At 54.7% G+C, this 21,236-nt stretch carries 24 protein-coding genes; 14 read left to right on the top strand and 10 right to left on the bottom strand.

The window, feature by feature from the left end; genetic code table 11:
* Positions 1-114: 114 nt before the first annotated feature.
* The 7 genes from ACWIUF_RS20700 (at position 115) to ACWIUF_RS20670 (ending at position 3,779) form a co-directional block, all read left to right on the top strand.
* The gene (locus ACWIUF_RS20700; RefSeq protein WP_448574438.1) at positions 115-246 is read left to right on the top strand and encodes a type II toxin-antitoxin system RelE/ParE family toxin; all 132 of its coding nucleotides are present in this window, start codon (positions 115-117) and stop codon (positions 244-246) included.
* A gap of 179 nt (positions 247-425) precedes the next feature.
* Positions 426-608, top strand: coding sequence for a DUF6887 family protein (locus ACWIUF_RS20695; RefSeq protein WP_448574436.1), 183 nt, complete (start codon positions 426-428; stop codon positions 606-608).
* Positions 609-720: 112 nt separating this feature from the next.
* On the top strand, positions 721-957 hold the full coding sequence (locus ACWIUF_RS20690) for a hypothetical protein (protein WP_448574435.1): 237 nt from the start codon (positions 721-723) through the stop codon (positions 955-957).
* Positions 954-1,373 (top strand): type II toxin-antitoxin system VapC family toxin, encoded by a 420-nt coding sequence (locus ACWIUF_RS20685; protein WP_448574434.1) that lies wholly within the window; start codon positions 954-956, stop codon positions 1,371-1,373. Before ACWIUF_RS20690 ends, ACWIUF_RS20685 begins: the two co-directional genes overlap by 4 nt.
* Positions 1,374-1,539: 166 nt before the next feature.
* On the top strand, positions 1,540-1,761 hold the full coding sequence (locus ACWIUF_RS20680; RefSeq protein WP_448574433.1) for a hypothetical protein: 222 nt from the start codon (positions 1,540-1,542) through the stop codon (positions 1,759-1,761).
* Between the two features lie 277 nt (positions 1,762-2,038).
* Entirely contained in the window at positions 2,039-2,437 is a 399-nt protein-coding gene (locus ACWIUF_RS20675) for a hypothetical protein (RefSeq protein WP_448574432.1), read from the top strand.
* A 163-nt stretch (positions 2,438-2,600) separates the two neighbouring features.
* Positions 2,601-3,779: a cupin domain-containing protein gene (locus tag ACWIUF_RS20670; protein WP_448574431.1), complete on the top strand. Its 1,179-nt coding sequence runs from the start codon at positions 2,601-2,603 to the stop codon at positions 3,777-3,779.
* Here ACWIUF_RS20670 and ACWIUF_RS20665 read toward each other — a convergent pair.
* From ACWIUF_RS20665 to ACWIUF_RS20645, 5 genes are all read right to left on the bottom strand, one after another.
* Positions 3,750-4,673, bottom strand: coding sequence for a hypothetical protein (locus ACWIUF_RS20665; protein ID WP_448574430.1), 924 nt, complete (start codon positions 4,671-4,673; stop codon positions 3,750-3,752). The two genes, ACWIUF_RS20670 and ACWIUF_RS20665, sit on opposite strands and share 30 nt — an antisense overlap.
* 78 nt (positions 4,674-4,751) lie before the next feature.
* Positions 4,752-5,186, bottom strand: a complete 435-nt coding sequence (locus tag ACWIUF_RS20660; RefSeq protein WP_448574429.1) for a nuclear transport factor 2 family protein — start codon at positions 5,184-5,186, stop codon at positions 4,752-4,754.
* A 152-nt stretch (positions 5,187-5,338) separates the two neighbouring features.
* Positions 5,339-7,045 (bottom strand): thiamine pyrophosphate-binding protein, encoded by a 1,707-nt coding sequence (locus ACWIUF_RS20655; RefSeq protein WP_448574428.1) that lies wholly within the window; start codon positions 7,043-7,045, stop codon positions 5,339-5,341.
* 131 nt (positions 7,046-7,176) lie between these two features.
* Entirely contained in the window at positions 7,177-8,001 is an 825-nt protein-coding gene (locus tag ACWIUF_RS20650) for a type 1 glutamine amidotransferase domain-containing protein (RefSeq protein ID WP_448574427.1), read from the bottom strand.
* Between the two features lie 363 nt (positions 8,002-8,364).
* Positions 8,365-8,535 carry a hypothetical protein gene (locus ACWIUF_RS20645; RefSeq protein ID WP_448574426.1) on the bottom strand — a complete coding sequence of 57 codons (171 nt, stop codon included), beginning with the start codon at positions 8,533-8,535 and terminating at the stop codon, positions 8,365-8,367.
* 200 nt (positions 8,536-8,735) lie between these two features.
* Between ACWIUF_RS20645 and ACWIUF_RS20640 the strand changes: the two genes are divergently transcribed.
* The 3 genes from ACWIUF_RS20640 (at position 8,736) to ACWIUF_RS20630 (ending at position 11,824) form a co-directional block, all read left to right on the top strand.
* Positions 8,736-10,430, top strand: a complete 1,695-nt coding sequence (locus ACWIUF_RS20640) for an ATP-dependent DNA helicase (protein WP_448574425.1) — start codon at positions 8,736-8,738, stop codon at positions 10,428-10,430.
* A 251-nt stretch (positions 10,431-10,681) separates the two neighbouring features.
* Complete coding sequence (locus ACWIUF_RS20635; protein WP_448562056.1) at positions 10,682-10,894, top strand: DUF2839 domain-containing protein; 213 nt, start codon at positions 10,682-10,684, stop codon at positions 10,892-10,894.
* Positions 10,895-11,485: 591 nt separating this feature from the next.
* Positions 11,486-11,824 (top strand): DUF1815 family protein, encoded by a 339-nt coding sequence (locus ACWIUF_RS20630; protein WP_448574424.1) that lies wholly within the window; start codon positions 11,486-11,488, stop codon positions 11,822-11,824.
* An 81-nt stretch (positions 11,825-11,905) separates the two neighbouring features.
* Here the strand turns inward: ACWIUF_RS20630 and fabG are convergent, their stop codons facing one another.
* Both fabG and ACWIUF_RS20620 read right to left on the bottom strand, forming a co-directional pair.
* Positions 11,906-12,604: a 3-oxoacyl-ACP reductase FabG gene (fabG, locus tag ACWIUF_RS20625; protein WP_448574423.1), complete on the bottom strand. Its 699-nt coding sequence runs from the start codon at positions 12,602-12,604 to the stop codon at positions 11,906-11,908.
* Positions 12,601-13,392 carry a Uma2 family endonuclease gene (locus tag ACWIUF_RS20620; protein WP_448574422.1) on the bottom strand — a complete coding sequence of 264 codons (792 nt, stop codon included), beginning with the start codon at positions 13,390-13,392 and terminating at the stop codon, positions 12,601-12,603. The genes fabG and ACWIUF_RS20620 overlap by 4 nt, the downstream gene beginning before the upstream one ends.
* 300 nt (positions 13,393-13,692) lie before the next feature.
* On the opposite strand from ACWIUF_RS20620, the gene eno reads away from it, so the two are divergent.
* The 4 genes from eno to ftsE all read left to right on the top strand — a co-directional run bounded on the left by eno (position 13,693) and on the right by ftsE (position 18,663).
* Entirely contained in the window at positions 13,693-14,982 is a 1,290-nt protein-coding gene (gene eno, locus ACWIUF_RS20615; protein WP_448574421.1) for a phosphopyruvate hydratase, read from the top strand.
* Between the two features lie 348 nt (positions 14,983-15,330).
* Positions 15,331-16,719, top strand: a complete 1,389-nt coding sequence (locus ACWIUF_RS20610) for a flavin monoamine oxidase family protein (RefSeq protein WP_448574420.1) — start codon at positions 15,331-15,333, stop codon at positions 16,717-16,719.
* A gap of 102 nt (positions 16,720-16,821) precedes the next feature.
* A complete protein-coding gene (locus ACWIUF_RS20605; protein WP_448574419.1) occupies positions 16,822-17,736 on the top strand; it encodes a cell division protein FtsX in 915 nt (304 codons plus the stop codon).
* A gap of 84 nt (positions 17,737-17,820) precedes the next feature.
* Positions 17,821-18,663, top strand: coding sequence for a cell division ATP-binding protein FtsE (ftsE, locus tag ACWIUF_RS20600; RefSeq protein WP_448574418.1), 843 nt, complete (start codon positions 17,821-17,823; stop codon positions 18,661-18,663).
* Between the two features lie 626 nt (positions 18,664-19,289).
* Here the strand turns inward: ftsE and ACWIUF_RS20595 are convergent.
* From ACWIUF_RS20595 to ACWIUF_RS20585, 3 genes are all read right to left on the bottom strand, one after another.
* Complete coding sequence (locus ACWIUF_RS20595; protein WP_448574417.1) at positions 19,290-20,096, bottom strand: Uma2 family endonuclease; 807 nt, start codon at positions 20,094-20,096, stop codon at positions 19,290-19,292.
* A 62-nt stretch (positions 20,097-20,158) separates the two neighbouring features.
* Positions 20,159-20,443: a hypothetical protein gene (locus ACWIUF_RS20590; protein ID WP_448574416.1), complete on the bottom strand. Its 285-nt coding sequence runs from the start codon at positions 20,441-20,443 to the stop codon at positions 20,159-20,161.
* A 331-nt stretch (positions 20,444-20,774) separates the two neighbouring features.
* Positions 20,775-21,236, bottom strand: a 462-nt coding sequence (locus tag ACWIUF_RS20585; RefSeq protein ID WP_448574415.1) for a hypothetical protein, incomplete at its 5' end; no start/stop codon positions are given.

The following is a 21,236-nucleotide window of genomic DNA, read 5'->3' as shown; positions in this document are numbered from 1 at the left end:
AAGTTTCGCTATTTGCAACTAGAACTCAGCCGTCGCTGTTCGCTCGTCCATTGGAGCTACGATTTGCTTCCAGAAACGCTTGTATGACTCTCGCACCCTCAAGTGTAAAGTTTTATATCTGGATTCAACACTTCTGCTCTGGAAGGTTACATCATTTTTTACCGAATCTTGGACGATGGCATTGAAATCTTGAGGGTTTTGAGTGGCCGTCGTGATTTCCCCTCTCTTTTTGAGGAATCCAATTGAGATGAAAAAAACAACTTTGAACAGATGTCGCGCCAAGAGTTGAGAGCCTATAGGGAGCATCCCAGATTTGCAAATTTGCCCTCATCCCCCAACCCCTTCTCCCAAAATGGGCGAAGGGGAGCGAGATTCAAAGTCCCTCTCCCCCTCTGAGAGAGGGATTTAGAGTGAGGGTTACGAAAGTGGGATGCACCCGAGCCTATATCCTAAAAAATCGTGAAGACGATGATGCGATCGCAGCTTTAATTCGCCGAGCCAATCCCAATAGTCCCATCTATCCCTACCCAGAAACTGAGGAAGATCAGCAAATGATGGCAGAAATCCTCAAACGCAAACTAGGGGATACTGGTCACAATCCTATTTAGATTTCATTCTTGGTGAGTTTTCTTGAGCGATCGCGCCTTCACTCCGGTGCGATCGTTTTTATCTAGGGGTATCATTAAGTTAGAGTCTAGTATTCTCAAAGGCCGCATGATCATGAACAGCCCCATCGTCACCAAAATCCTTGATGAGATCAATGCATTACCCACTGACCTGCAACAACAGGTTTTAACATTTGCCATCAACCTACGACAACACCATCAACAGCCCCCAGTTGATGCCTGGGATGTGCTGGAGTCCCTTACCGGAACGCTGGAAGCTCCTAGTGATTGGTCAGCCGAACATGATCATTATCTATACGGCACACCTAAATATCAGGAGACTGATGAATGAGCCACGATCGTCTATTCCTTGATACTGCTTTCATCCAGGCTTTGCTCAACTCCCGTGATAGCTACCACCCTCAGGCAAAGACTTTACTCCCTCGTGTTCGTGCAGCCTCCGAGGTTTGGCTGACTGAAGCAATCTTAATCGAAGTTGGTAATGCCCTAAGTGCTTCCAATCGGAACGCCGCAGTTAAATTTATCCAAAAATGCTATCAAACACAAAATATTAGAGTAGTCACCATTGATACTAATTTACTTGATCAGGCTTTAAACCTTTACCAGTCTCGCCCTGATAAAAGTTGGGGCTTAACTGACTGCACATCCTTCGTCGTAATGTCTACCCATAACTTAACAGATGCGGTAACTAGCGATCGTCATTTTATTCAAGCAGGCTTTCGTGCCCTCATGTTAGAAGCTTATTAATTAGGATAAGTATTTTCCTTTTTAGTAAATCCAACGATCGCGCCTTCACTCCGGTGCGATCGTTTTTTATATCTATCTATTGATATCGAGGCTAGGTATACGCAAGCTTCCAGCAAAAATTAGATTAATTTGCTATTCTGAAACTAAAGCGTAGCATGGAAGAGTCATGAACTCGTCATCGCAAGTAAATGAACTTCTGAAAACTTTAGCAACGCTCGATTTAGATGATCAAGCCCTCATCGCAGAAACCTTACAACATCGTCTCCGTGAACTGCGTCGAGACCACATCCTAGCACGAGCCAACGAGGCAGAACACAACTACCAGTTAGGTGAAGTCTTTACAGGCACCCTAGAAGATCTGATGCAGCACTTAACAGATGAAGATTAGGCTAATTTGCCTAAATCCCTTGCTTCCCTTCATACCTTCCTCCGGCTAAAATCGCTGGGGAACTTTTCATTAGACATGATCGTCTGAGGGGGCAAGTGGCTTCAGTCTGGGGTATTGCTCGTGCTGAAGAAACGACAATGGTGTGTATTGTTGTAGGGCACCTTGATGAATTTGGGATGAGGGCAGTTCAACTGCTCCAACCGACGGGATAACGTTGCTTGGGAACGTAGAATCGGTATTTTTCAAGGTGCCCTGTATTATAAGGTGAAATTCAATCATGACTCCGCAACTGCTTTTTCGACTTTTACTCAGTGTGCAGGCCAGTTTGCTACTGCCCTTTGTCAGTGCGGCTACGATCGCGGCTGCCCCCAGTGGGGCAGCTACGTCCGTAAGGACTGCAACGATTGAAATTGATGTGATCGATCGCGATCGGGGGGCTGTTGATCCCCTACTCATGGCCCGCCAATATGACTACGACTCTGGCAGCCGTAGTAGCAATCGCAACAACAACGGTAACGATAGCAAGAGCAATAGAAATCGTAGTAGCAACAGCAACAGCAATAGCAACAGCAATAGCAACAGCAACAGCAATAACAGCGATCACGGCAGTTATCGTGGCTCTCGCAGCAGTTCGCGCGGCATCAACATCAAGACATCTGGGATTAACATTAATTGAGGGAATCATCCAGGGGGTATTAACCCAGGGAATCCCTTCTGGGGGCGGTAACCGGGGCAACAGCAGCCAGGAATCTGGTGGCGGCGGCCCCGTCGTTAGTTCCTTTGCCTTCAGGCCGGATCGCTGGTTAGCTTGTCTTACCTGGTCACCTGAATCGTTTGCGATGAAAATTCTGCCCACCCTCTTGGCTCCCTTGAGCATTGAGGCGTTTTTAACCGAATACTGGACCCAAAAGGCCATCCACATTACGGGGGGGCCGGCTAAATTTGGGACCCTATTCTCGTGGCAAGATCTGAATGATCTCCTGAATTATCATCAGCTAGCCCATCCGGACCTGCGCTTCTCTATTGATGGCAAATCCCTCCCCGACACGGACGATCGTCAAATTTGGCGCGATCGCCTGAGCCAGGGGGCAACCTTGATCGTCAACGGCCTCCACCATCGGCTCCCGGCCCTAGCGGTGTTGACGGCCAATCTACGCCAAGATATTGGCTATCGCGCCCACGTCAACCTCTACTGCTCTCCAGCCCAACAGCAGGGGTTTGACTGTCACTACGACACCCATGATGTGCTGATTCTGCAAATTGATGGTGCCAAGGAATGGTTTGTCTATCACGCCACGGTACCCTATCCCACTGATGCTATGCCTGCCTCGGAACAATTGCCGCCAGAGGAGCCGCCCTACCTCCACTGTGTGCTCCAAGCTGGGGATGTACTCTATATTCCCCGTGGGCATTGGCACTATGCCGTTGCCTGCGATCGCCCCTCGTTGCACTTAACGGTCGGCATTGACTGCCTCACGGGCATGGACTGGCTAGACTGGCTCTTGTATGAACTACAGGCAGATCCGGACTGGCGACAGAGCTTTCCGGCGATCGTGGATGGCCAAACCCAAGCCCTGACAGCCCATCTTGCCAAGTTGCAACAAAAACTAAGCACGGCCCTCCAGCACCCCGACTGGCAACCGCGTTACCTCGATGAGGTTGTCTATTGCCACCAGCCTCCCCTACCGATCGTACTACCAGCCCAACTACCAGCCCAAATGGGAGTGGATCTTTTCCCGCAGGATTTTTTGACCGAGTTTGCCTGGTCTCCCCTTCACCTACGACAGATCCGGTCCCTTGGACCCGAACACTACCAAATCCAGGTGGGGTCTAAACAGGTGGATCTCAAGGGCATTCCTGCCGTCCTGGCTGAAAATCTGGCCGAGCGCGATCGCTTTACCCTGGCCGATCTGGCGGACTGGGCACCGGACTTAGACTTTGCAGCCGATGTCGTTCCCCTACTAAGCCGCCTGCTAACAGAGGGTCTTCTACAGGTCGTCCAGGAAGTGCTGCCCTAGGGATGCGATTTCCGGGGCAAAGGTTTGGTGGACCTGTTCAATGAGGGGCGTGCCCAGATGCTCCAGGAAGAGGAGCAAGCCTGACCGATGACTAGAGGGCGCGATCGCCAGTTCTAACGCCTTACGCATTAGCCGTTCCAGGTGAGGAAAATGGGCGGCAAAGCGCTGGTAACAGGGATAAAGATCGCGGGTATAGGCTTGTTCCTCAGTCATGATCAGTTCAAAGCCCACCCGCACCAGGCGACGGTTAATCCAGGCACAGCGGTTTTTAACCTGTTCTGTAAACCCCCAATGCTGGGCAGGAAGTGACCGCAGGTACGATCGCACCTCGGCAATGTCTGCGGCTAGATCAAAGGCATGACTGACCAGAATTGGTCCTGGCTTGACCGGGGGCCATTCCGGTTGCCGGTTTTGACCCTCAATACAGAGGCCACTCACCTTCAGCAAAGCCTGCCAAGTGGGTGATCGCTGGATCTCGTCATCGCTGAAAACCAGGGCTTCAATATTGCGACAAAATCGGTACTGGCGGAGTAGGGATTGTCGCAGGTCAGCTAAGGCTGTCTGGCTGGTTGCCGCAGGGGCATCCCATTCATCCTGGAGAACGATTACCCCATCGAGGTCAGACAGGTGGGGTAGGGCGGCTCCCCGTGGGACAGATCCCCGCAGATAGAGGCTATGAAGGCAATCGCCCCAGATTTGCCGACAGCCGGATCGCCAAGCCTCAACTAACTCTAACCAGGGGGACTGGATGCGCGACCAATGGCATTCATTAACCAGGTATCCCTCGGTGTCAGTCCCGATTAGGTGACCAATGGGCAGAATTTTTGGGAGTGTTATCTGGCAACTTGCTCGGTAACGTTGTCGGGAGTACTTTGCGTGACTAATCAACATCATTACACCCAAACAGGGGTAGGTGAGACCCCTACCCCATCAGCGACTCTATAGGCCAGTTAGTCGATTTGGGTGCCTAGTTTAAAGCGTCGCTGATCCCTCAGCATATTCGGCCTTATCAACAATGTATTTGGTAAAAACAGGTGTACCGGAAGCCGATCGCGTTAAATGCCAGGTTTGATAGGCATCCATAATGATGCGATCGCTCGTTGCCGCCGGGGGAATCCAACGGCTTGCTTCCCAACGAACCACGACTTTTACTTGGGTAATGTCGCCTTCGGTCGCCGCAATCTCGGCAGATTTGACCTCATGGACTTCATCGAAGAAAAGCCCGATCGCCCGCTCATACCAGCCCTTAAAGCCTTCCCAACCTTCAACGGTAAATTCGGGGACTGTGAGGACAAAGTTATCGGCAATTAAGGGTTTATAGGATTCGAGGGGGGCATGAACATCCAGCAATTTGTACCATTCAGCCACAAAGGTATTGATTTCGTCTTGGGTGAAAGGGGTGCTCATGGCAATATCCTTAGAATGGGTGAAAAAAAAGGTGAAAAGGGTAATGTGAGTGATCCGTGTTCTTTTGTACACTGAAGTGCTTTTGGGGGAGTGAAACCACAAAGACACAAAGGGCACAAAGTTTAAGGGCACAAAGTTTGGGGCAAGGGAATTTATAAGCCTGCTTGCTGACGAATTAGATCTGGTTTGACATCCCCAGCAATTACGACATCGATTAGGAATGGTCCCCTATGGGCCATTGCTTGGGCGATCGCAGGGCCGACTTCCTCTGGTTTCTCAACCCGCACCGCTGGAACTCCCATTGACTGGGAAAGCTGGGCAAATTGAATGTCGGGATAGGACAGGTCAAAGCTGAGGGGATAGTCGTGGGCTGGGACCTGGTTTTCCTTCCAGTACTGGTCAATGTTGAGTTGCAGCAGCTTGTAGGAGTGGTTATTACAAATCACGAATTTGACATCGATGTTGTAACGCGCTGCCGTCCACAGGGCTTGGATCGTGTACATGCTGCCGCCGTCGCCGGTAAACCCAATCACGGTTTTATCTGGGTTTGCCAGCTTGGCCCCGATCGCGCCGGGAATACCCACCCCCAACGAACCGCCCCGGGTCAGGAAATAATGCTCTGGTTGGGTGGGGGGGAGGTGACGCACCAGGGCCGGGGAACTGGTCAGGGCTTCGTCAAAGATAATCACGTCTGCGGGCAGATGGGGGACTAGCTCCTCCATAAACCGGGAGAACTGGAGGGGCACCTGATCCCGCACGGCGCGATCGGCCTCTAGGGCAGCGGCTCGTTTGCTTTCCTTCTGTTGACGCAGGGTCTCGAGCCGGGCTTGGGCAGCCTGTTTTTGCTCCGGGGTCAGGATTTGTTCCAATGCCGTCGCCAGTTTGGCCAGGGTTAGCTTGGGATCACTGACCAGGCCCAGATCAACGGGATGATTCTTGGCAATCTCGTAGGCATTGAGATCGACATGAACCACCTTGGCACCCGGTGAGAAGACCGTCCCCAACTCCGGGAAGACCTCCGGCACGATATAGGTTCCCGCCACCAGGATGGCATCGCCCTTTTGCAAAATTGGCAAACTTTGGAAGCCGAACATGTGGCCCGTCGCTCCCTGGTAGAGGGGATGGGTATAGCTCATGTTGACTTCGCCGTTGTCGCATTCCCACACCTCAGCCCCCAGCAATTCGGCCACCTGCGTCAGTTCCGCCTGGGCACCCGAATAGGCAATGCCGTCGCCAATGAAGATCATGGGTGTTTGTCCCGCTGCCAGCAGTTGGGCGGCTTCCTTCACTAGGGCATCATCGGGAACCACACGGGTCGAGGGGAAAGACGTGGGTACGATCGGTTCCACGATCGGCTGATCGAGAATATCCTGGGGCAGGCACACATAGACGGGACCCATTGGTGGGGTGGCCGCAATTTTGATCGCCCGTCGTAGGACTCGCAACACCGAGGACGGGTCCATGACCAGTGTGGACCATTTGGTGACGGGTTCGGCAAAGGCCACCAGATCGCCTGCCATTTGGGCATCCATCGCCATGTACTTGATCCCGGAATCGCCGCCAATTACCACCAGGGGCGCGTGGCCCCGTTTGGCTTGATACAGGGCACCAATACCGTTGCCCACGCCGGGGGTGCTGTGCAGTTGGACGATCGTCGGTTTCTTGGTGGCTCTGGCGTAGCCATCGGCCAGCATCACGGCCACACTTTCCTGGAGGGTGAGGATGTATTTCATCTCCGGGTAGCTGGCGATCGCATCCAGGAACCCCTGCTCGACCGTACCGGGGTTGCCAAACATATAGTGAATGCCATCGGCGAGCAATTGCTCAATAATGGCGAAGCGACCCGTTTTTTGCGTCATTGTCATTCCCTGGTGATTTCCTGCCGACTGTCTGTGTCATCCGCTGGGCAAGCCTGATCTCTGTGCCCTCGGTGCCTCTGGCCTAGGTTGAACCACAAAGACACGAAGGGCACAAAGGAACGCAAAGGGGACTACCAACCGTAGCGGGTGAGACCTTTTTCCATCACTTCGACCATTTTCTGGCCGGTGAGGTAGGAGTCGGGGGTGGAGCGTCCGGTGATGAAGGGGTAATCGACAATGACGGAGGTTTCTTTGCCGAAGTTACCGATGTACGCGCCGTCGGGGCCGGTGGCATCGCGCAGGATGTATTCCAGGGGATAGGGCGGCGGTCCCATGTTGAAGTCGGTGCCCAGGAAGCCGGTGCCGTCGTGGTAGTCGTATTCGATGCAGTGGCCAGTGACGTGTTTGCCCCAAATGATGCTCTTGCGGTTTTCAATTTCCCGCGCAAAGGCTAGACAGGCAACGCCGTAGCATTCGGCCCCGATCGGCTTATCTAGCTTCAGGAAACCCAGGATCAGATCGTGAACGCGCTGGTTATTGGCTAGGTCCACGATCGGGCCGCTGCCGCCAACAATCAGCATGGCATCGTACTGTTTCAGATCCTCGTAGACCTTATCCAGTTTCTTGTAGTATTCCTCCATCTCCCGAATAAAGCGGGGGGAACTCCAGTAGGGACGTTCTGGTAGCCAGTCCGAGAGGTTAATCGGGTATTTGAGGCGATCAGAGTTATCCAATTCCTGGACCTTACGGGCAACTTCCTCACTGGTAACCGATCGGCCCAGGGGCGGATCGATGTAGTTCGGATTCATGCTGGGGGGTAAAGCATGGGGCTGTTTGCCCTTGGGGGTGGCAAACTCAACCTTATAACCCGCTGCATCGAAGGTTTCCAGTGGACCCAGTAATTCTTCTCCCCAGTAGCCCCATTCTGACAGAATAATCAGAACCTTCTTGGACATTCTTGGTACTCCTTAATTCGGTGGCATTCAACCGGAATTGATCAGATAGAAATTTAAGATCTCCTTAACCTTTTATGCTGGAGACTTTGTTAAGACCCGCATAAATTTCCGTAAGGTTCATCGAGCCTAATATGGCTACTTTATGACCAAATTCATCAGAAGTCTCAGTTTCTTTTCTGATCTTCATCGAAAACGGCAAAATTCCTGAAATATTTCGCAAGCATTTCCGTGGAATTGCTGTCATTCTACTGGTTGCACCCGCGAAGCGGGATAACCCGATCGGGCTATTTAAGCAAGACGATCGCCTCCCCACAACTAGGGTTCAAGCATATAGGGTCTAAGCATATAGGGTCCAAGCTGTGGTTATGGGTTTCGCGCAGGGCTGGGCATATTCGGGACCGGCTGGCTGCGGGCTGCTTGGGGGGGAGGGACAGGCCGCTCCATCTGTCTGTTGCGATCGTGGCCGAGGGTGCCATCCAGCAAAGCTTCGAGGGCTGGGAGCAGGCGGTTGACCTGTTGGACCCGAATCAACACATCCTACATGGGTTCTAGCTTTTTCCAGGCTCCGGCATAGAGCAGGTGACCTTGTTTGTAGTACAGGCTTTAGCCTGTAACGGCTTGCCTGCAACGACTAAAGTCGTTACTACGAACGTGGCGCGATCGCCCGCTGATCCCCGATCGGGAGCAATTGCACCGTGTCCGCTGGGGTAATTCCGCTAGAGTTAAGAAGGAGGTTGTTTGGCAATCTCGTTTCCGTCCGTTCGCTCCTGTGGTCTCGTTGTGGTCATCAGGCCACCCTCTCTGTGATTGAAGCCGACGTTCACCAGCAACTCCATGCGTTCCTGCGGGCGCAGGGGGACACCCAATGGCCCCACCATCTGACGGTGGCGCGGCTGGTGGCACGGGCGTTGCGATTGGGGGGCAATGCACTCCTACAGGCAGGCGCACCTGCTGGCGATCATGGCCACTACCGGATCAGTTACCTGGCCTCAGCCCTGATCTGGCCCGGTCCGGTCATCCTCGTTACCCCCCTGGAAACCCAACAGCGCTTGCTGCAAGTGGAAATCCCCCGATTGCAAGCCTGGTTAGGATTGTCCAAGGCGATCTGGCAGGGCGATCGCTGGCCCCAAGCCAATTTTGAGGGGCTACTGATTACCACCCCTGATGCTTGGTTAGCCGATCGCCTGTTTGATACCGACGCCTTTCCGCCCCAGATCCCGACGATTATTGATGGCATTGATGATCTGGAAACCTGGACCCGGCAACAATTGCAAGCGGATCTCGATCCGGTCGATTGGCGATCGCTCACCTTAGCCTATCCCGCAGCGGGCGATCGCATCCGAGATACCCAGGCCCAGTTAACCCATCGCCTGTTTCAACACCCCGCCAATCCCTACGAGTGTTATTTGCTCGATGGTGAAGAACAGTTGCTATTACAAGATCTCTATTGGGATCTGCAACAAGTGGGTAGTGACTATCACCGCCAACTGATCGCCCTTGATCACAGCCTGCCCTCGCCCCTGCCCGTCCTGCCCGATCTCGTCCATGTCACAACCAGCCTGCCCTCCGCATGGCAACGCTTTTGGCACCAACTCCAACACCCCCACACAATGGCCTGGGTGACGATCCACCGTGCCCAAGGGCAATTCTCCCTCCACTGTGCCCCCATCCAGGTCGCTGAGGCCCTCGCTCCCGTCTGGCCGCAACAACCCCTGATTTTGATTAGTGGCGCGATCGACCTGGAACCGGAAGCCGCCACCTATTGCCAACGGCTCGGTTTACCGGAAATGACCACGGTCAAATTCTCCCCCGATCGCCAGCGCGAACAAATTGATCTCTACTTACCAGAGGGCCTACCCACCCCCAACACCCGCGAATTTCAACCGGCCCTGCTCCACGAGCTACGCAAACTCCTCACCCTCCAGGCCACCACCCAGGGGATCGCGGTTCTCCTCATTGGCGATCTCCCCCTTAAGGCCCAGATCGGCTCCCAACTGGCGGCTGAATTTGGCTCCCGTGTCCAAGTCGAAAAAACCTGCCTGGAGAGCAATGGCATCCTGGTCACGGGCTGGGAATTTTGGCGACAGCAACAGCGGGTCCTCCCGGCCCCCCAACTCATGGCGATCGCCACCCTGCCCATCCCCTCCCTGGAACATCCCCTCGTTGCTGCCAGAGTCGCCGACTACAAACGCCAGCGGCAAGACTGGTTCCGGATGTATCTACTACCCACGGCCCTGGCTGATTTGCAATGGGCCATCACCCCCATGCGCACCTCCCAGGGGATCGTTGCCCTGCTCGACAGTCGCGTGGTGCGCCGTACCTATGGCCAGCAGGTGTTAACAGCCCTCAGCCCCTTTGCCCGGATTAATTACCTGGCTCCCGATTTGTTTTTGCCCGACGGCGATCGCTCCCACTGGCCCTCGGACTAATACGCCGAAGGATCAGCCGCTTCTCCGGCACAGACGCTACGCGGGCGGGAAATAGGGGGTGGGATCGGTATCCAGCCTGCTACCAAGACAGCCGAGACGGCTATCCCACGCTCCCTTGGTCCTCGACTGCGGGTAGACTCCGGCCCGCTATCCCCGCTACCCGGATGTCTCCTTTCTCGTGCGGGTAGCCAAGGCGGTATTCTTAAGATCAATGACCGGATCAAACGAAAACGCAGAAGCTGAGAAACAGTATGGGTGAAGCCAAACGCCGCAAAGAAGCCCTGGGTGAGAAGTACGGCACCGAGGCGAATATCCTACCGTGGCTACCGATTAAGAAGAGTCAGGCCGAGCAATTCATGAAGTGGACCACCCAAGGCAGTTGGATTGGTATTGGTCTGCTGGTGGCTGTCTGGGTCACCGTGCGCTTCATTGGCCCCGCCCTGGGCTGGTGGGAAATCAACTAGGACCCCAGGCTGTCTGGCTGCCTACCCCTGCGGCGATCGCGGACAACTAGCGCCGGGGCTGTTAAGGCTTAGTGACATGAGTTCGGAGCTAAAGTCGCATGGCGGCGATCGTTCCGAGTAGCGACGATCGCTAACGGCTAGGGTGTGGGCAGTTGCGTGATCCCCGCATCATGACAGGCTAGAAATCAAGGCGAATCAGCTAGATTCCCCAAGGCCAAGTGGGCTTTCGCGCAAACCGTGGCTCAGGCTGCCTTCCCCAACCTAACGCTTATCCTTATAGATTCGATAACTTATTTAAATTAAATTACATGATCATCGCCATCAGAAATTGGGCAAGCTAGATTAAATGGCAGATCCTGTGCCTAGGGGCAAGTCATGCTCGTGGACAAGCTCCCAATTGTGGCGTTAGACACTGTTAGCCGGATAAGGATTCGCTAGGCTTGAGAGGTTGTGAAACAGGAAAGCCGTGATGGTCTCAATCCCAGAGTCGTCCATAGCTCTGTAGTCGCTGTGATGAAGGCACAATCCTGAGGAAAATCTTAAAAAAGTATAAAAAGGCTTAAAATAGGTGTGGTGATTGGAGGTTATGGTGTGTTTCTTCGACTTGCAGAGCAACACCGTCGGTTTGTTCAAGACTTAGTGATGAGCCTCCAGGCCCTCGCAGCGGTTCTGGAACGCCAGGGGTATGTGGCCTCGTGCTATACCTGCGGTGGACAACTCAACAGTGCGTCATTCATGGTCAGCTTGGGTGATAGCCACCTGATCCGGTTTATCGTGTCCGACTACGGCATTACCTGGACGGAAATGCGCGACGATCGCGAATTGATGAAGCTGGAGGGGGCAGAAGCCATCAGCCAGCTACAAGAACTCGCCAATGTGGTCAAGTTCCACATCCAGCCCGCTGAGTACAAACTGGCGATCGCGCAGTAACGGTTGGCAATAAACGCTGAGCGTATTTGAGCGTATAGGGTATATCGGTAGGGAGGGCATGGTCTGCCCTGGCGTGTTGCCTTACCCATTGCCATAGACAGAAATCATTGCTCCCCGCAGATCCCGTGCCGCTTCCGAGGCCAGGAAGCAGATTGTTTCGGCGAGGGACTCCGGCTTCACCCACTGGTCCGCATGGGCTGATCCCATTGCCTCGCGATTCCCTGGGGTATCGATCGTTCCTGGGAGTACCACATTGGCCGTGATATCCATCCCTTTCGTCTCCTGGGCAATCACCTGGGTTAAGGCCACAACCCCTGCTTTAGCGGCACTGTAGGCAGCTTGTTGGGCACCGGGTTGCACCGCCCCCCGCGAGCTAATCGTCACAATACGCCCATAGCCCTGTTGCCGCATTCGCCGCAGACAATGCTTGCACACTAGGAACGTGGTCGTCAGGTTGAGATCAAAGCTCTGCTGCCAGTCGTCCAGGCTGAGTTCATGCACGGGTTGCATGGAAAAGCCCCCCACCAGGTGAATTAGCACGTCTACGCGCTCCATCTCATCCACTAGGGCCGCGATCGCGGCTTCCTGGGTTAAATCCACGTCAACAAAGCGCACTCGCGATCGTGCGGCTGGCGATAAGACCCCTTTCAACCGTTCCACCCCATAGTGATGACGGTAGGGAATCGTCACAGAGGCAGGCCCCCGGTCCAAAACGGCGGGGGTAACCCCCAAGCCTAGGCCCCCCGTGCCACCGGTCAGTAAAACGTGTTGGTTATTCATGACTCTGGTTCAAGACCCGCTGCCCGTAGTTGTGCCGCTAGGCGCTCCGCCCGTTGGTGTTCCTGTTCTGCCCGTTGGCGTTCCTGTTCCGCCCGTTGGCGTTCCTGTTCCGCCCGCTGGCGTTCTTGCTCCAGGCGTTGGCGTTCCAGAGCGACTTGCTCCGTTCCCCACAACAGTAAATTGCCCGCCGCATCCCACCAGCGCAACCAGTAGCCAGCGCGATTCTCACGTACCCCTTGCCAAACGCCCAGAAATAAGTCCATTTCAGGTAGCCAAAACCGTCCCTGGGCCTCGGCTGCGACGAGATGATACTGGCCCGCCTGATCCAGCCGATAGAGTTCTAGGTTGCCACTGCTTGGCTCGAAAATGCCATAGCTGGGGACTTGCAAAATCTGTTCATAAAAGAAGAACTTGCCAGGGGGATAGGTCTGTTTGGCGGAATACTCGTCCCCCTCGGTGGCCGATAAAAACTCCAGGACGAGTACCGGTAGTTCGCCCTGAAGCCGAGGGGTATAACTCCGTTCGACTTGGGCACGATCGACCGTTATCTGGGGGATAAAGGCCCAGTCGGGAGCCTTAACCACGACCTGACCGTCGAGGGTGGCGCAAATCCCGTAGTTGGTGGGGGTCAGGGCCGTATCGGGGAGCCGACCCGCCAGTTGCAAACTCTCAGTTAACGCCGCTGCCAGGGCGGGTTGGTTGATATTGTCCACGGGATCGTCCGGCAAAACATATTCATCGGGCAGCTTTTCCCAGGTGACCGTATAGCGGGCAGTAGTCGCGAGCATCAGGGGTTACCGCCAAGGAGCAACTTTATCCTAAATCTACCCTTTGCAAGCGTGAAACTCAAAGGAATTCACGTTCAAGTGTGATCTCCTGTAATTGTGATCTACGGAGCTTGGGTTGCACGGCGTTTGACCTCACACTATTCAAGGGTGTTGATCACTCCCAAAAGATCCCAAAAAAATATCGGTGAAGCAGCCACCGACTAGGCAGGATCAGCGTAGGGTGTTAAAAAACGGAGTGCGGATCACACTGTGGATCGCTGCAACTGAACGCTACTGACGACTCTAGAAGGATGGAGCATCATGATTGACCGGTTAGAGACCGAAATTGATGAAATTCGTGCCCGCGAAATCCTCGACTCGCGGGGTCGCCCCACCATTGAGGCGGAAGTCTATCTGGTCAATGGGGCCTATGGATTGGCTCAGGTGCCTAGCGGTGCCTCCACAGGTAGCTTCGAGGCCCATGAATTGCGGGATGGGGACCCGGCTCGCTACAGTGGCAAAGGGGTTCTGAAAGCTGTTCAGAATGTGGAGGAAATGATCACCCCCAACCTGCTGGACCTGGATGCGGTCAACCAGGAACTCGTCGATCGCGTCATGTTGGACCTGGATGGGACTCCGAACAAGACCAAATTAGGGGCCAATGCCATTCTGGCGGTTTCCCTGGCGACGGCTAAGGCCAGTGCGGCGGCCCTGAACCTGCCCCTCTATCGCTACCTGGGGGGACCCCTCGCGAACCTACTCCCCGTCCCGTTAATGAACGTGATCAACGGCGGTGCCCATGCCAGTAATAACGTGGACTTTCAGGAATTTATGATCGTTCCCCACGGTGCCCCCTCCTTTCAGGAAGCCCTGCGCTGGGGGGCTGAGGTGTTCGCCTCCCTGTCCAAGGTCCTGAAGGATAAGGGACTCCTCTCTGGTGTGGGTGACGAGGGGGGATTTGCCCCCAACCTGGGGTCCAACCAGGAGGCGCTGGATTTGCTGGTTGCCGCGATCGAACAGGCGGGCTATAAGCCGGGTGAGCAGGTGGCCTTGGCTCTGGATGTGGCAGCCAGTGAGTTTTACCAGGACGGCCAGTATGTCTATGACGGTGCTGCCCATGCCCCCACCACGTTTATCGACTATTTGGAAAAATTGGTGGGCAGTTACCCGATTGTCTCGATCGAGGACGGTCTCCATGAAGAAGACTGGGAGAATTGGCAATTACTCACCCAGCGGTTGGGCAGTCGCGTGCAACTAGTGGGTGACGATCTCTTTGTGACCAATATGAGCCGCTTGCAAAAGGGGATTGATCTCGGGGTCGCCAACGCGATTTTGATTAAGCTCAATCAGATCGGCTCCCTGACCGAAACCCTGCAAGCGATCGACCTGGCCACGCGCAACCGCTACCGTTCCGTCATTAGCCATCGATCGGGGGAAACGGAGGATACCACGATCGCCGACCTTGCCGTGGCCACCCGTGCCGGTCAGATCAAAACCGGGTCCCTCTGCCGCAGTGAGCGGGTTGCCAAATACAACCGGCTGCTCCGTATCGAAGCCGAGTTAGGCGAACAGGCCGTGTATGCCGGGACCGTGGGCATGGGACCGCGCTAAATACCCCGATTCGCACGAGTTAGAATAGACGCAAACTGCCAGTAACGCACATTACTGGCAGTTTAAATTTTGGATCAGTCTAAATTTTCAGTCTAAATTTTCAGTCTAAATTTGAGACCTGATCTCCAGTTAGCCATCACTGTGCCTTGAATAAAATTACTCACGCAAGAAAATTACTTACGCAAAAGTCGCTCACGCAAGCAATTACTCCCCCAAAAAGTTGCCCAGTATTCGATCGCCCAGGCTGCAATCGCCCAGTATTCAATACTATTTAATTCAATACACTCAATTGTTGATTTGATGTTGATTTGAGGGGGTAGGGTGCGCAGGCGAAATTTGCTTAAATTTATGTCAGCGGCGCTAGTGGGATGCGCGGGCGGAGGATATGCTCGGAAAAAGGTATGGCTACCGTCTAGACGCATCCTGGTAATCGGGGCAGGTCTAGCAGGTCTAGCGGCAGCTTGGGCGTTGCACAGGCAAGGGTACGACGTTCAGATCATTGAGGCGCGCGATCGGATAGGGGGGCGCATCTGGACCAGCACTGCATGGTCTGATATGCCTCTGGATTTAGGCGCAACCTGGGTTCATGGCGTGATCGGCAATCCCCTGAGTCAGTTAGCCGACGACATAGGTGCTGAACGGGTCATCACCCGTTACCAAAGCGCGATTATCTACCATACTGATGGCTCCCCCCTCACTGGGGAACAGGCTCATCTACTGGAACATTTGCGTACCCAGATCTACGCCACCTTAGAACAAGCGCAGGCTCAGGATGAGGATATATCCATCCGACACGCGATCGCCCCCCTCATGCAGCAGTTTGAGCCATCATCATTGGCATACCGACTGATTAATTTTATTCTCAGCAGTGAACTAGAGCATCAGTATGCAGGCAGCGCGGCTAGCCTTTCCGCCCACTGGTATGACAGTGACGCAGCCTTTGCGGGGGATGATGCCCTATTTCCAAATGGCTTCCGGACCCTCACAGACTTTCTAGCCCGTGGGCTGAGGATTAAACTAGGACAGCCCGTGCAGGCGATCCGATGGGGGCAATCGCCCGTGGCGGTGATCACCCCACAAGCCGAGTTTATCGCTGACCATGTGGTTATCACCTTACCCCTAGGTGTCTTAAAGGCTCAACGGGTGCAGTTTTCCCCACCATTGCCCTCTGATAAACAAGCGGCGATCGCCAAGTTAGGGATGGGGGTCTTGAACAAGTGCTACTTACGGTTTGAATCCGTTTTTTGGCCAGATGATGTCGATTGGTTGGAATACATCCCGGCTACACATGGCCTCTGGACCGGCTGGGTAAGCCTCCAACCTGCCCTTCGTATGCCCATACTGGTGGGGTTTAATGCGGCTGAGCAGGGCCGCGAGATGGAGCAATGGTCCGATCAGCAAATAGTCGCCAGTGGGATGGATACCCTGAAAACCATTTTTGGGGCCGGTATTCCTCAACCCGTTGCTTACCAGATTACCCGTTGGGCCACTGATCCGTTGGCGCTGGGCGCTTATTCCTATCAGGCTGTTGGGTCCACACCCAAGCTGCGCCAGGTCCTGGCTACTCCCTTAGGGAAACAGTTATTTTTTGCTGGCGAAGCCACCCATCCCGACTTTTTTGGGACTACACATGGGGCCTATCTATCGGGCCTGCGGGCAGCAGCGGAGATCCTAGCGATGAGCAGTCCTGAAGGGACGAAGCGGGCAGCACGGTATCGAGGTGGACGAGTCTCATAACAGCCCTTAAATTAGGTTAAGGTTTGGGGGGCCACCCAGTGCTTACCCCTGGCCCGTTAGGGGGTGCTCAACCCACGGTGTGAGAAGTTAACGAGGTGAAGCGTGTTAGAAGCCTTGACCCGACTGGATTACCTGCTGCGTGAGACCTGGCTAGGGTTACGGCGGGGCGGCTGGATGAATTGGGCTGCGATCAGTACCGTAACCATTCTGCTGTTTCTGTTCGGCAGCGGCTTACAAACCTCCTGGCACTTGGAGCGGTTGGTGAACCAGTTTGGAAACCAACTGGAAGTATCGGTATTTTTGGAACCGGGCGTCTTGGCGGATGAAATTTTGCCGATCGTCCGTGATATGCCAGAGGTTGCCAACATTGAAATTGTCTCGAAGGAACAAGCCTGGGAAACCCTGGTTACCGAACTAGGGTTATCGGATATTCGGAGTGCCACCGCGCAACTGAATGGGAATCCCCTGGTCGATGAACTGAAGGTCTTGGCCCGAAATCCAGATGCGATCACACCGTTGGTCGATCGCCTCCAAGCCCTCCCAGGGGTGGAAGCGGTGCAATATTTGCCCGAAGTCCTCCAGCGCCTTCGGGAACTCAACCAGGGCCTAAATTGGGTGAGTCTGACCATTACCATGCTGCTGACGGGCAGCGCGATCGCGGTGATTATGACCACGATTCGGCTGATTGTCCTGGCCCGTAACCGCGAGATTGAAATTATGCAATTGGTGGGGGCGACCCGTGCCTGGATTTATTTGCCCTTCCTCTTCCAGGGGATTGCCTTTGGGGTGGCTGGGGCGGTGATCGCCTGGGTCCTGCTGGGGACGTTTCAGCAGACCTTGGGCAATTTACTGGCAGGGCAACCCGACTTTATTCGCTTCCTCTTTAGTCATGGCACAGGCCGGGTGAGTTTACATACCCTGCCCGATTTTGTGCTGCTGCCCCTCATTTTGATCGGTTTTGGCAGCGTGATTGGCCTGACGGGCAGTTTTTTTGCCGTTCAGCGATCGGTGCGTTAATGCAGGATGCTGATTACTCTAAGTCCCTAGGGCAGGCAGGATGCCTACCCCACAAAGTCATTAAACTTTAATACCCACTAGCCCATGAGACCTGCGTCTGTGAAATCCCCTCCCGTTACTGCATCCACGCAACCGCTGAGTGCGCCACCTGCCGCCACGGATCGCCCGCTGCCTTCGCCAGCCGCCCAGCCAGCCGCCCAGCCAGCCGCCAGCAATCCAAGCGAAACGCCAACGCCAACGCCGGAAACGCCCACCCCGCCCTCGGCCATTATTCAACTCAAAGGGGTGACGAAGGTGTATAGCAATGGCAGCTATGGCTTGAATCAGGTCAACCTGGCCGTAAAACGGGGCAGTTTTCTGTTTATTACGGGTCCCTCTGGTTCCGGCAAGACGACGTTCCTCAAGCTACTCTATGGCGCAGAGCAGCCCACCCACGGTGAGGTTCTCATTGATGGGGTGCCTGTCAACCAACTGCGGGGCGATCGCTTGGCACGGTTTCGGCGACGCTTGGGGATTGTGTTTCAGGACTACAAGCTCATCCCCCGGCGCACAGTGACAGAAAATGTGGCGTTTGCCCTTTGGGCACAGGGGTTTTCCCGCTCAGATATCGATCGCCGCTTGGAACCGACCCTGCGCATGGTGGGGTTAGCCAACAAGGCCGACTGTTTTCCGGAACAGTTGTCGGGGGGAGAACAGCAACGGGTGAGCCTAGCACGGGCGATCGTCGGCACGCCGCCTTTACTCCTGGCCGATGAACCCACGGGCAACCTGGACCCCGATAATTCCCTGCAAGTCTTAAAAATCCTGCGCAAGCTCAACTCTTTTGGGGTGACTATCCTCGTGACTACCCATGATGAACAATTGGTGCGCCTATCCAATTGCCCCGTGATTCAGATCCATCGGGGACGGTTATCCCATTTGCGGTAGGCACCCTTCAGTAAACGGGGGGTAGCTACCATCGGCCTAACCCAAGTTAGACGGCTAAGATGGGCAATTTGAATGAATGAGTGATATGAAAACGGCGTTACGGGCTATCCTAATTCTCTCCATTTTATTCGGTGATGCAGTGGCCCAAGGGGAAGAACTACCCCGATTTGAAGATTACGAAGTCTCGTCTTATCGCGGAGCAATTCGTCCCCCGAAATGGATTCACCATGTTGGCGACGACGAGTGGAGAGATCATTTCGGCAAACTGGTCGCGGCACCTGAAATCAACTTCGCCGGGAAGTATTTTATCGCTGTGCATAGTTGCGGGACGAGCTGTACGTATTACACACTGACCGACTTATCATCGGGGCGTGATCTGGATGTGCTGGACAGGTTTTCTGCGGGTGGGCCGCGTCAGCGGACACGCGAGGGGCATGAGTACAGAACAAAACTGTTTAGCCGACCTAACAGCACAATGCTGGTCGCGCAGTATTACGTCGCATTAAGGCAAGGGAGTGAAGAATGCCACGAGCGTGCCTTCGTCTTTGAAGATGGGAGGCTCAAGCCAATAACCAGGACCCGGCGAGCGTGCCGAGAGTTCTAGTTGACGTTAACTCTAATGTAGATCAACTCAAAGTATCTGGGTCGATTCCTAACTGTTTTATGTAGGCTGCTAAGCGATCGGCCCGTTGGCGTTCCTGCTCGGCGCGTTGGCGCTCTTGCTCGGCGCGTTCTTCCCCGGCTAGGAGTAAATTCCCCGCCTCATCCCACCAGCGTAGCCAGGGGAGCGTGATGCCGCCGTAGGCCCCTTGCCAAATCCCTAGCTCAACTTGCATGGGCGGAATGGGGTAATGGCCGCGATCGTTGGCCGGAACCCGCTGATAATGCCCCGCTACTAACTCATAAAGTTCAACGCTGGCCTTGGTGACTTCATAAATCCCGTAGTAGGGAATCCGAATCGCTTGCTCATAGACCCAAAACTTACCCGGCTTGCGGTCTGTTCCAGTAATCGCAGAGGGCGGTGTGGTATCCCGTTCTTCGCTCCCATCCCCCGATACAAATTCCAGGGCAATGAGCGGGGCGACATATTCCTGCCAGAGAACGTAGGAGCGGCGGAATTGGCCGTTGAGCATGGGGGGAACGTTGGGCACGTAAAACCAATCGGGACACTCGGCCCCTTTTTGGGGGGGATCAGTTAAGCGCCAATAGATACCGCAATCTTGGCCGATGCAAAACTGCTGATCGGGATGGATCGTATTGAGGACCGGCAGGATGGAACTGGTAAGGAGAATACTTTGGGGGTGCTCCTGAAAGTTTTTCACAAAGGTTCCGTCCGAGTCCGGCAGTTGCGTGTGGTCGGGTAGCGCTAGCGTTCGCTCAGGGGTCTGAATCACGGAAGTTGTCACGATCGCCCACCAGGTACGGTAAGTCATTGGTTTGATTGTAGCCAACTGACACCCTGCTCAGCGATGTCCCTGGCACTCAACCCAGCGTCTTACGTCTGGCTGCTTCGCCAATCTGGACACCCCCCTGGATCTAACCACCCTTCAGGATGCATCGCACACACCAAAACACGCCGCGTGGCCCGCGATGTCCCATAGGCAACGCCATGATAGTTGGCACATCCCTGACAGGGCTGGGGGCGGGTGGGGTTCGGATCAACAAAGCCAACCTGGAAGCGCAGGATATGTTGTTTACTTTGGAGTCGTTGCCAGCGCAGGTAATCCGCCCGTCGGAACAGATCATTGGCTCGCCGGAAGGGGTCGTGGGCTGCGTCCATAGGTGCCAAACCGGGTCGATGCTTTCTCCTAGCGTACCCGCGATCGCCCCCCCGCAGTGTGCGAAGCCGCAGACTGTTGCATTTTGCAACTTTTGGGATCAGTATCGATCCCCAGTCTGTGATCATTCAGACCAATGGGGAATGCCTTGATCCCTGCCTGACAGTGCCGAGTCTGACAATGCCGAGTCTGACAGTGCCGAGTGCAGTAAACATAAAATTTGCACTGCTTGCCGTGTAAGGCGCTAGCCCATGACGACTAAAGTCGTCACTACGAGCGTTGCAGAATTTATGATTCGCTACATTAGCCTGACGGTGGCTAGCCGGAGAGAACCTACCAGAGGGTCGGGGTTGCTTCCCGCGTCGGCACCACAAACTCCTGATCCGATTTGGGCACTTGCAAGGCATCAGTGGCAGGAGTCGGGGGTGTTGGCTTGACTTCTGGCTCGACGGTGATCTCTGGCTCGGCTGTAACCTCTGTGCCGACGGTAACCTCTGCGCCGACCGTAGTCTCCTCTGTGCCGACCATTTCCTCTGACTCAACCGGGGTCACTACGGATGCTTCCACTTCGATCGCTGTGGCCGGTAGGTTCTCAGGGGTAGGCGCAATTTCCGTAATAGTAGTGACTGGGATGTCTAACGGTGAGGCCGGGGATTCCATTGTACTGGGAGTGGGGGTGTCCCCTTCCAGGACCACCGTGGGTCTCACCTCCGAGTCTGCCTCGATGCCCGTCAGGCTGGGGGCGGGTGTTTCCGGTAGCGCGGTATCGGCAGGGTTGGGGGCTGTCTCTAGGCG

Source organism: Trichothermofontia sp. (genome assembly GCF_053493415.1).
This window is presented reverse-complemented; position numbering and strand designations above follow the sequence as displayed.

Excerpts from the sequence above, each read along its gene's own strand:
- ACWIUF_RS20690 (WP_448574435.1), top strand. The coding sequence starts at position 721 with ATGAACAGCCCCATCGTCACCAAAATCCTTGATGAGATCAATGCATTA.
- ACWIUF_RS20685 (WP_448574434.1), top strand. The coding sequence starts at position 954 with ATGAGCCACGATCGTCTATTCCTTGATACTGCTTTCATCCAGGCTTTG.
- ACWIUF_RS20680 (WP_448574433.1), top strand. The coding sequence starts at position 1,540 with ATGAACTCGTCATCGCAAGTAAATGAACTTCTGAAAACTTTAGCAACG.
- ACWIUF_RS20675 (WP_448574432.1), top strand. The coding sequence starts at position 2,039 with ATGACTCCGCAACTGCTTTTTCGACTTTTACTCAGTGTGCAGGCCAGT.
- ACWIUF_RS20670 (WP_448574431.1), top strand. The coding sequence starts at position 2,601 with ATGAAAATTCTGCCCACCCTCTTGGCTCCCTTGAGCATTGAGGCGTTT.
- ACWIUF_RS20665 (WP_448574430.1), bottom strand. The coding sequence starts at position 4,673 with ATGATGTTGATTAGTCACGCAAAGTACTCCCGACAACGTTACCGAGCA.
- ACWIUF_RS20660 (WP_448574429.1), bottom strand. The coding sequence starts at position 5,186 with ATGAGCACCCCTTTCACCCAAGACGAAATCAATACCTTTGTGGCTGAA.
- ACWIUF_RS20655 (WP_448574428.1), bottom strand. The coding sequence starts at position 7,045 with ATGACGCAAAAAACGGGTCGCTTCGCCATTATTGAGCAATTGCTCGCC.
- ACWIUF_RS20650 (WP_448574427.1), bottom strand. The coding sequence starts at position 8,001 with ATGTCCAAGAAGGTTCTGATTATTCTGTCAGAATGGGGCTACTGGGGA.
- ACWIUF_RS20635 (WP_448562056.1), top strand. The coding sequence starts at position 10,682 with ATGGGTGAAGCCAAACGCCGCAAAGAAGCCCTGGGTGAGAAGTACGGC.
- fabG (WP_448574423.1), bottom strand. The coding sequence starts at position 12,604 with ATGAATAACCAACACGTTTTACTGACCGGTGGCACGGGGGGCCTAGGC.
- ACWIUF_RS20620 (WP_448574422.1), bottom strand. The coding sequence starts at position 13,392 with ATGCTCGCGACTACTGCCCGCTATACGGTCACCTGGGAAAAGCTGCCC.
- eno (WP_448574421.1), top strand. The coding sequence starts at position 13,693 with ATGATTGACCGGTTAGAGACCGAAATTGATGAAATTCGTGCCCGCGAA.
- ACWIUF_RS20610 (WP_448574420.1), top strand. The coding sequence starts at position 15,331 with ATGTCAGCGGCGCTAGTGGGATGCGCGGGCGGAGGATATGCTCGGAAA.
- ftsE (WP_448574418.1), top strand. The coding sequence starts at position 17,821 with ATGAGACCTGCGTCTGTGAAATCCCCTCCCGTTACTGCATCCACGCAA.
- ACWIUF_RS20595 (WP_448574417.1), bottom strand. The coding sequence starts at position 20,096 with ATGACTTACCGTACCTGGTGGGCGATCGTGACAACTTCCGTGATTCAG.
- ACWIUF_RS20590 (WP_448574416.1), bottom strand. The coding sequence starts at position 20,443 with ATGGACGCAGCCCACGACCCCTTCCGGCGAGCCAATGATCTGTTCCGA.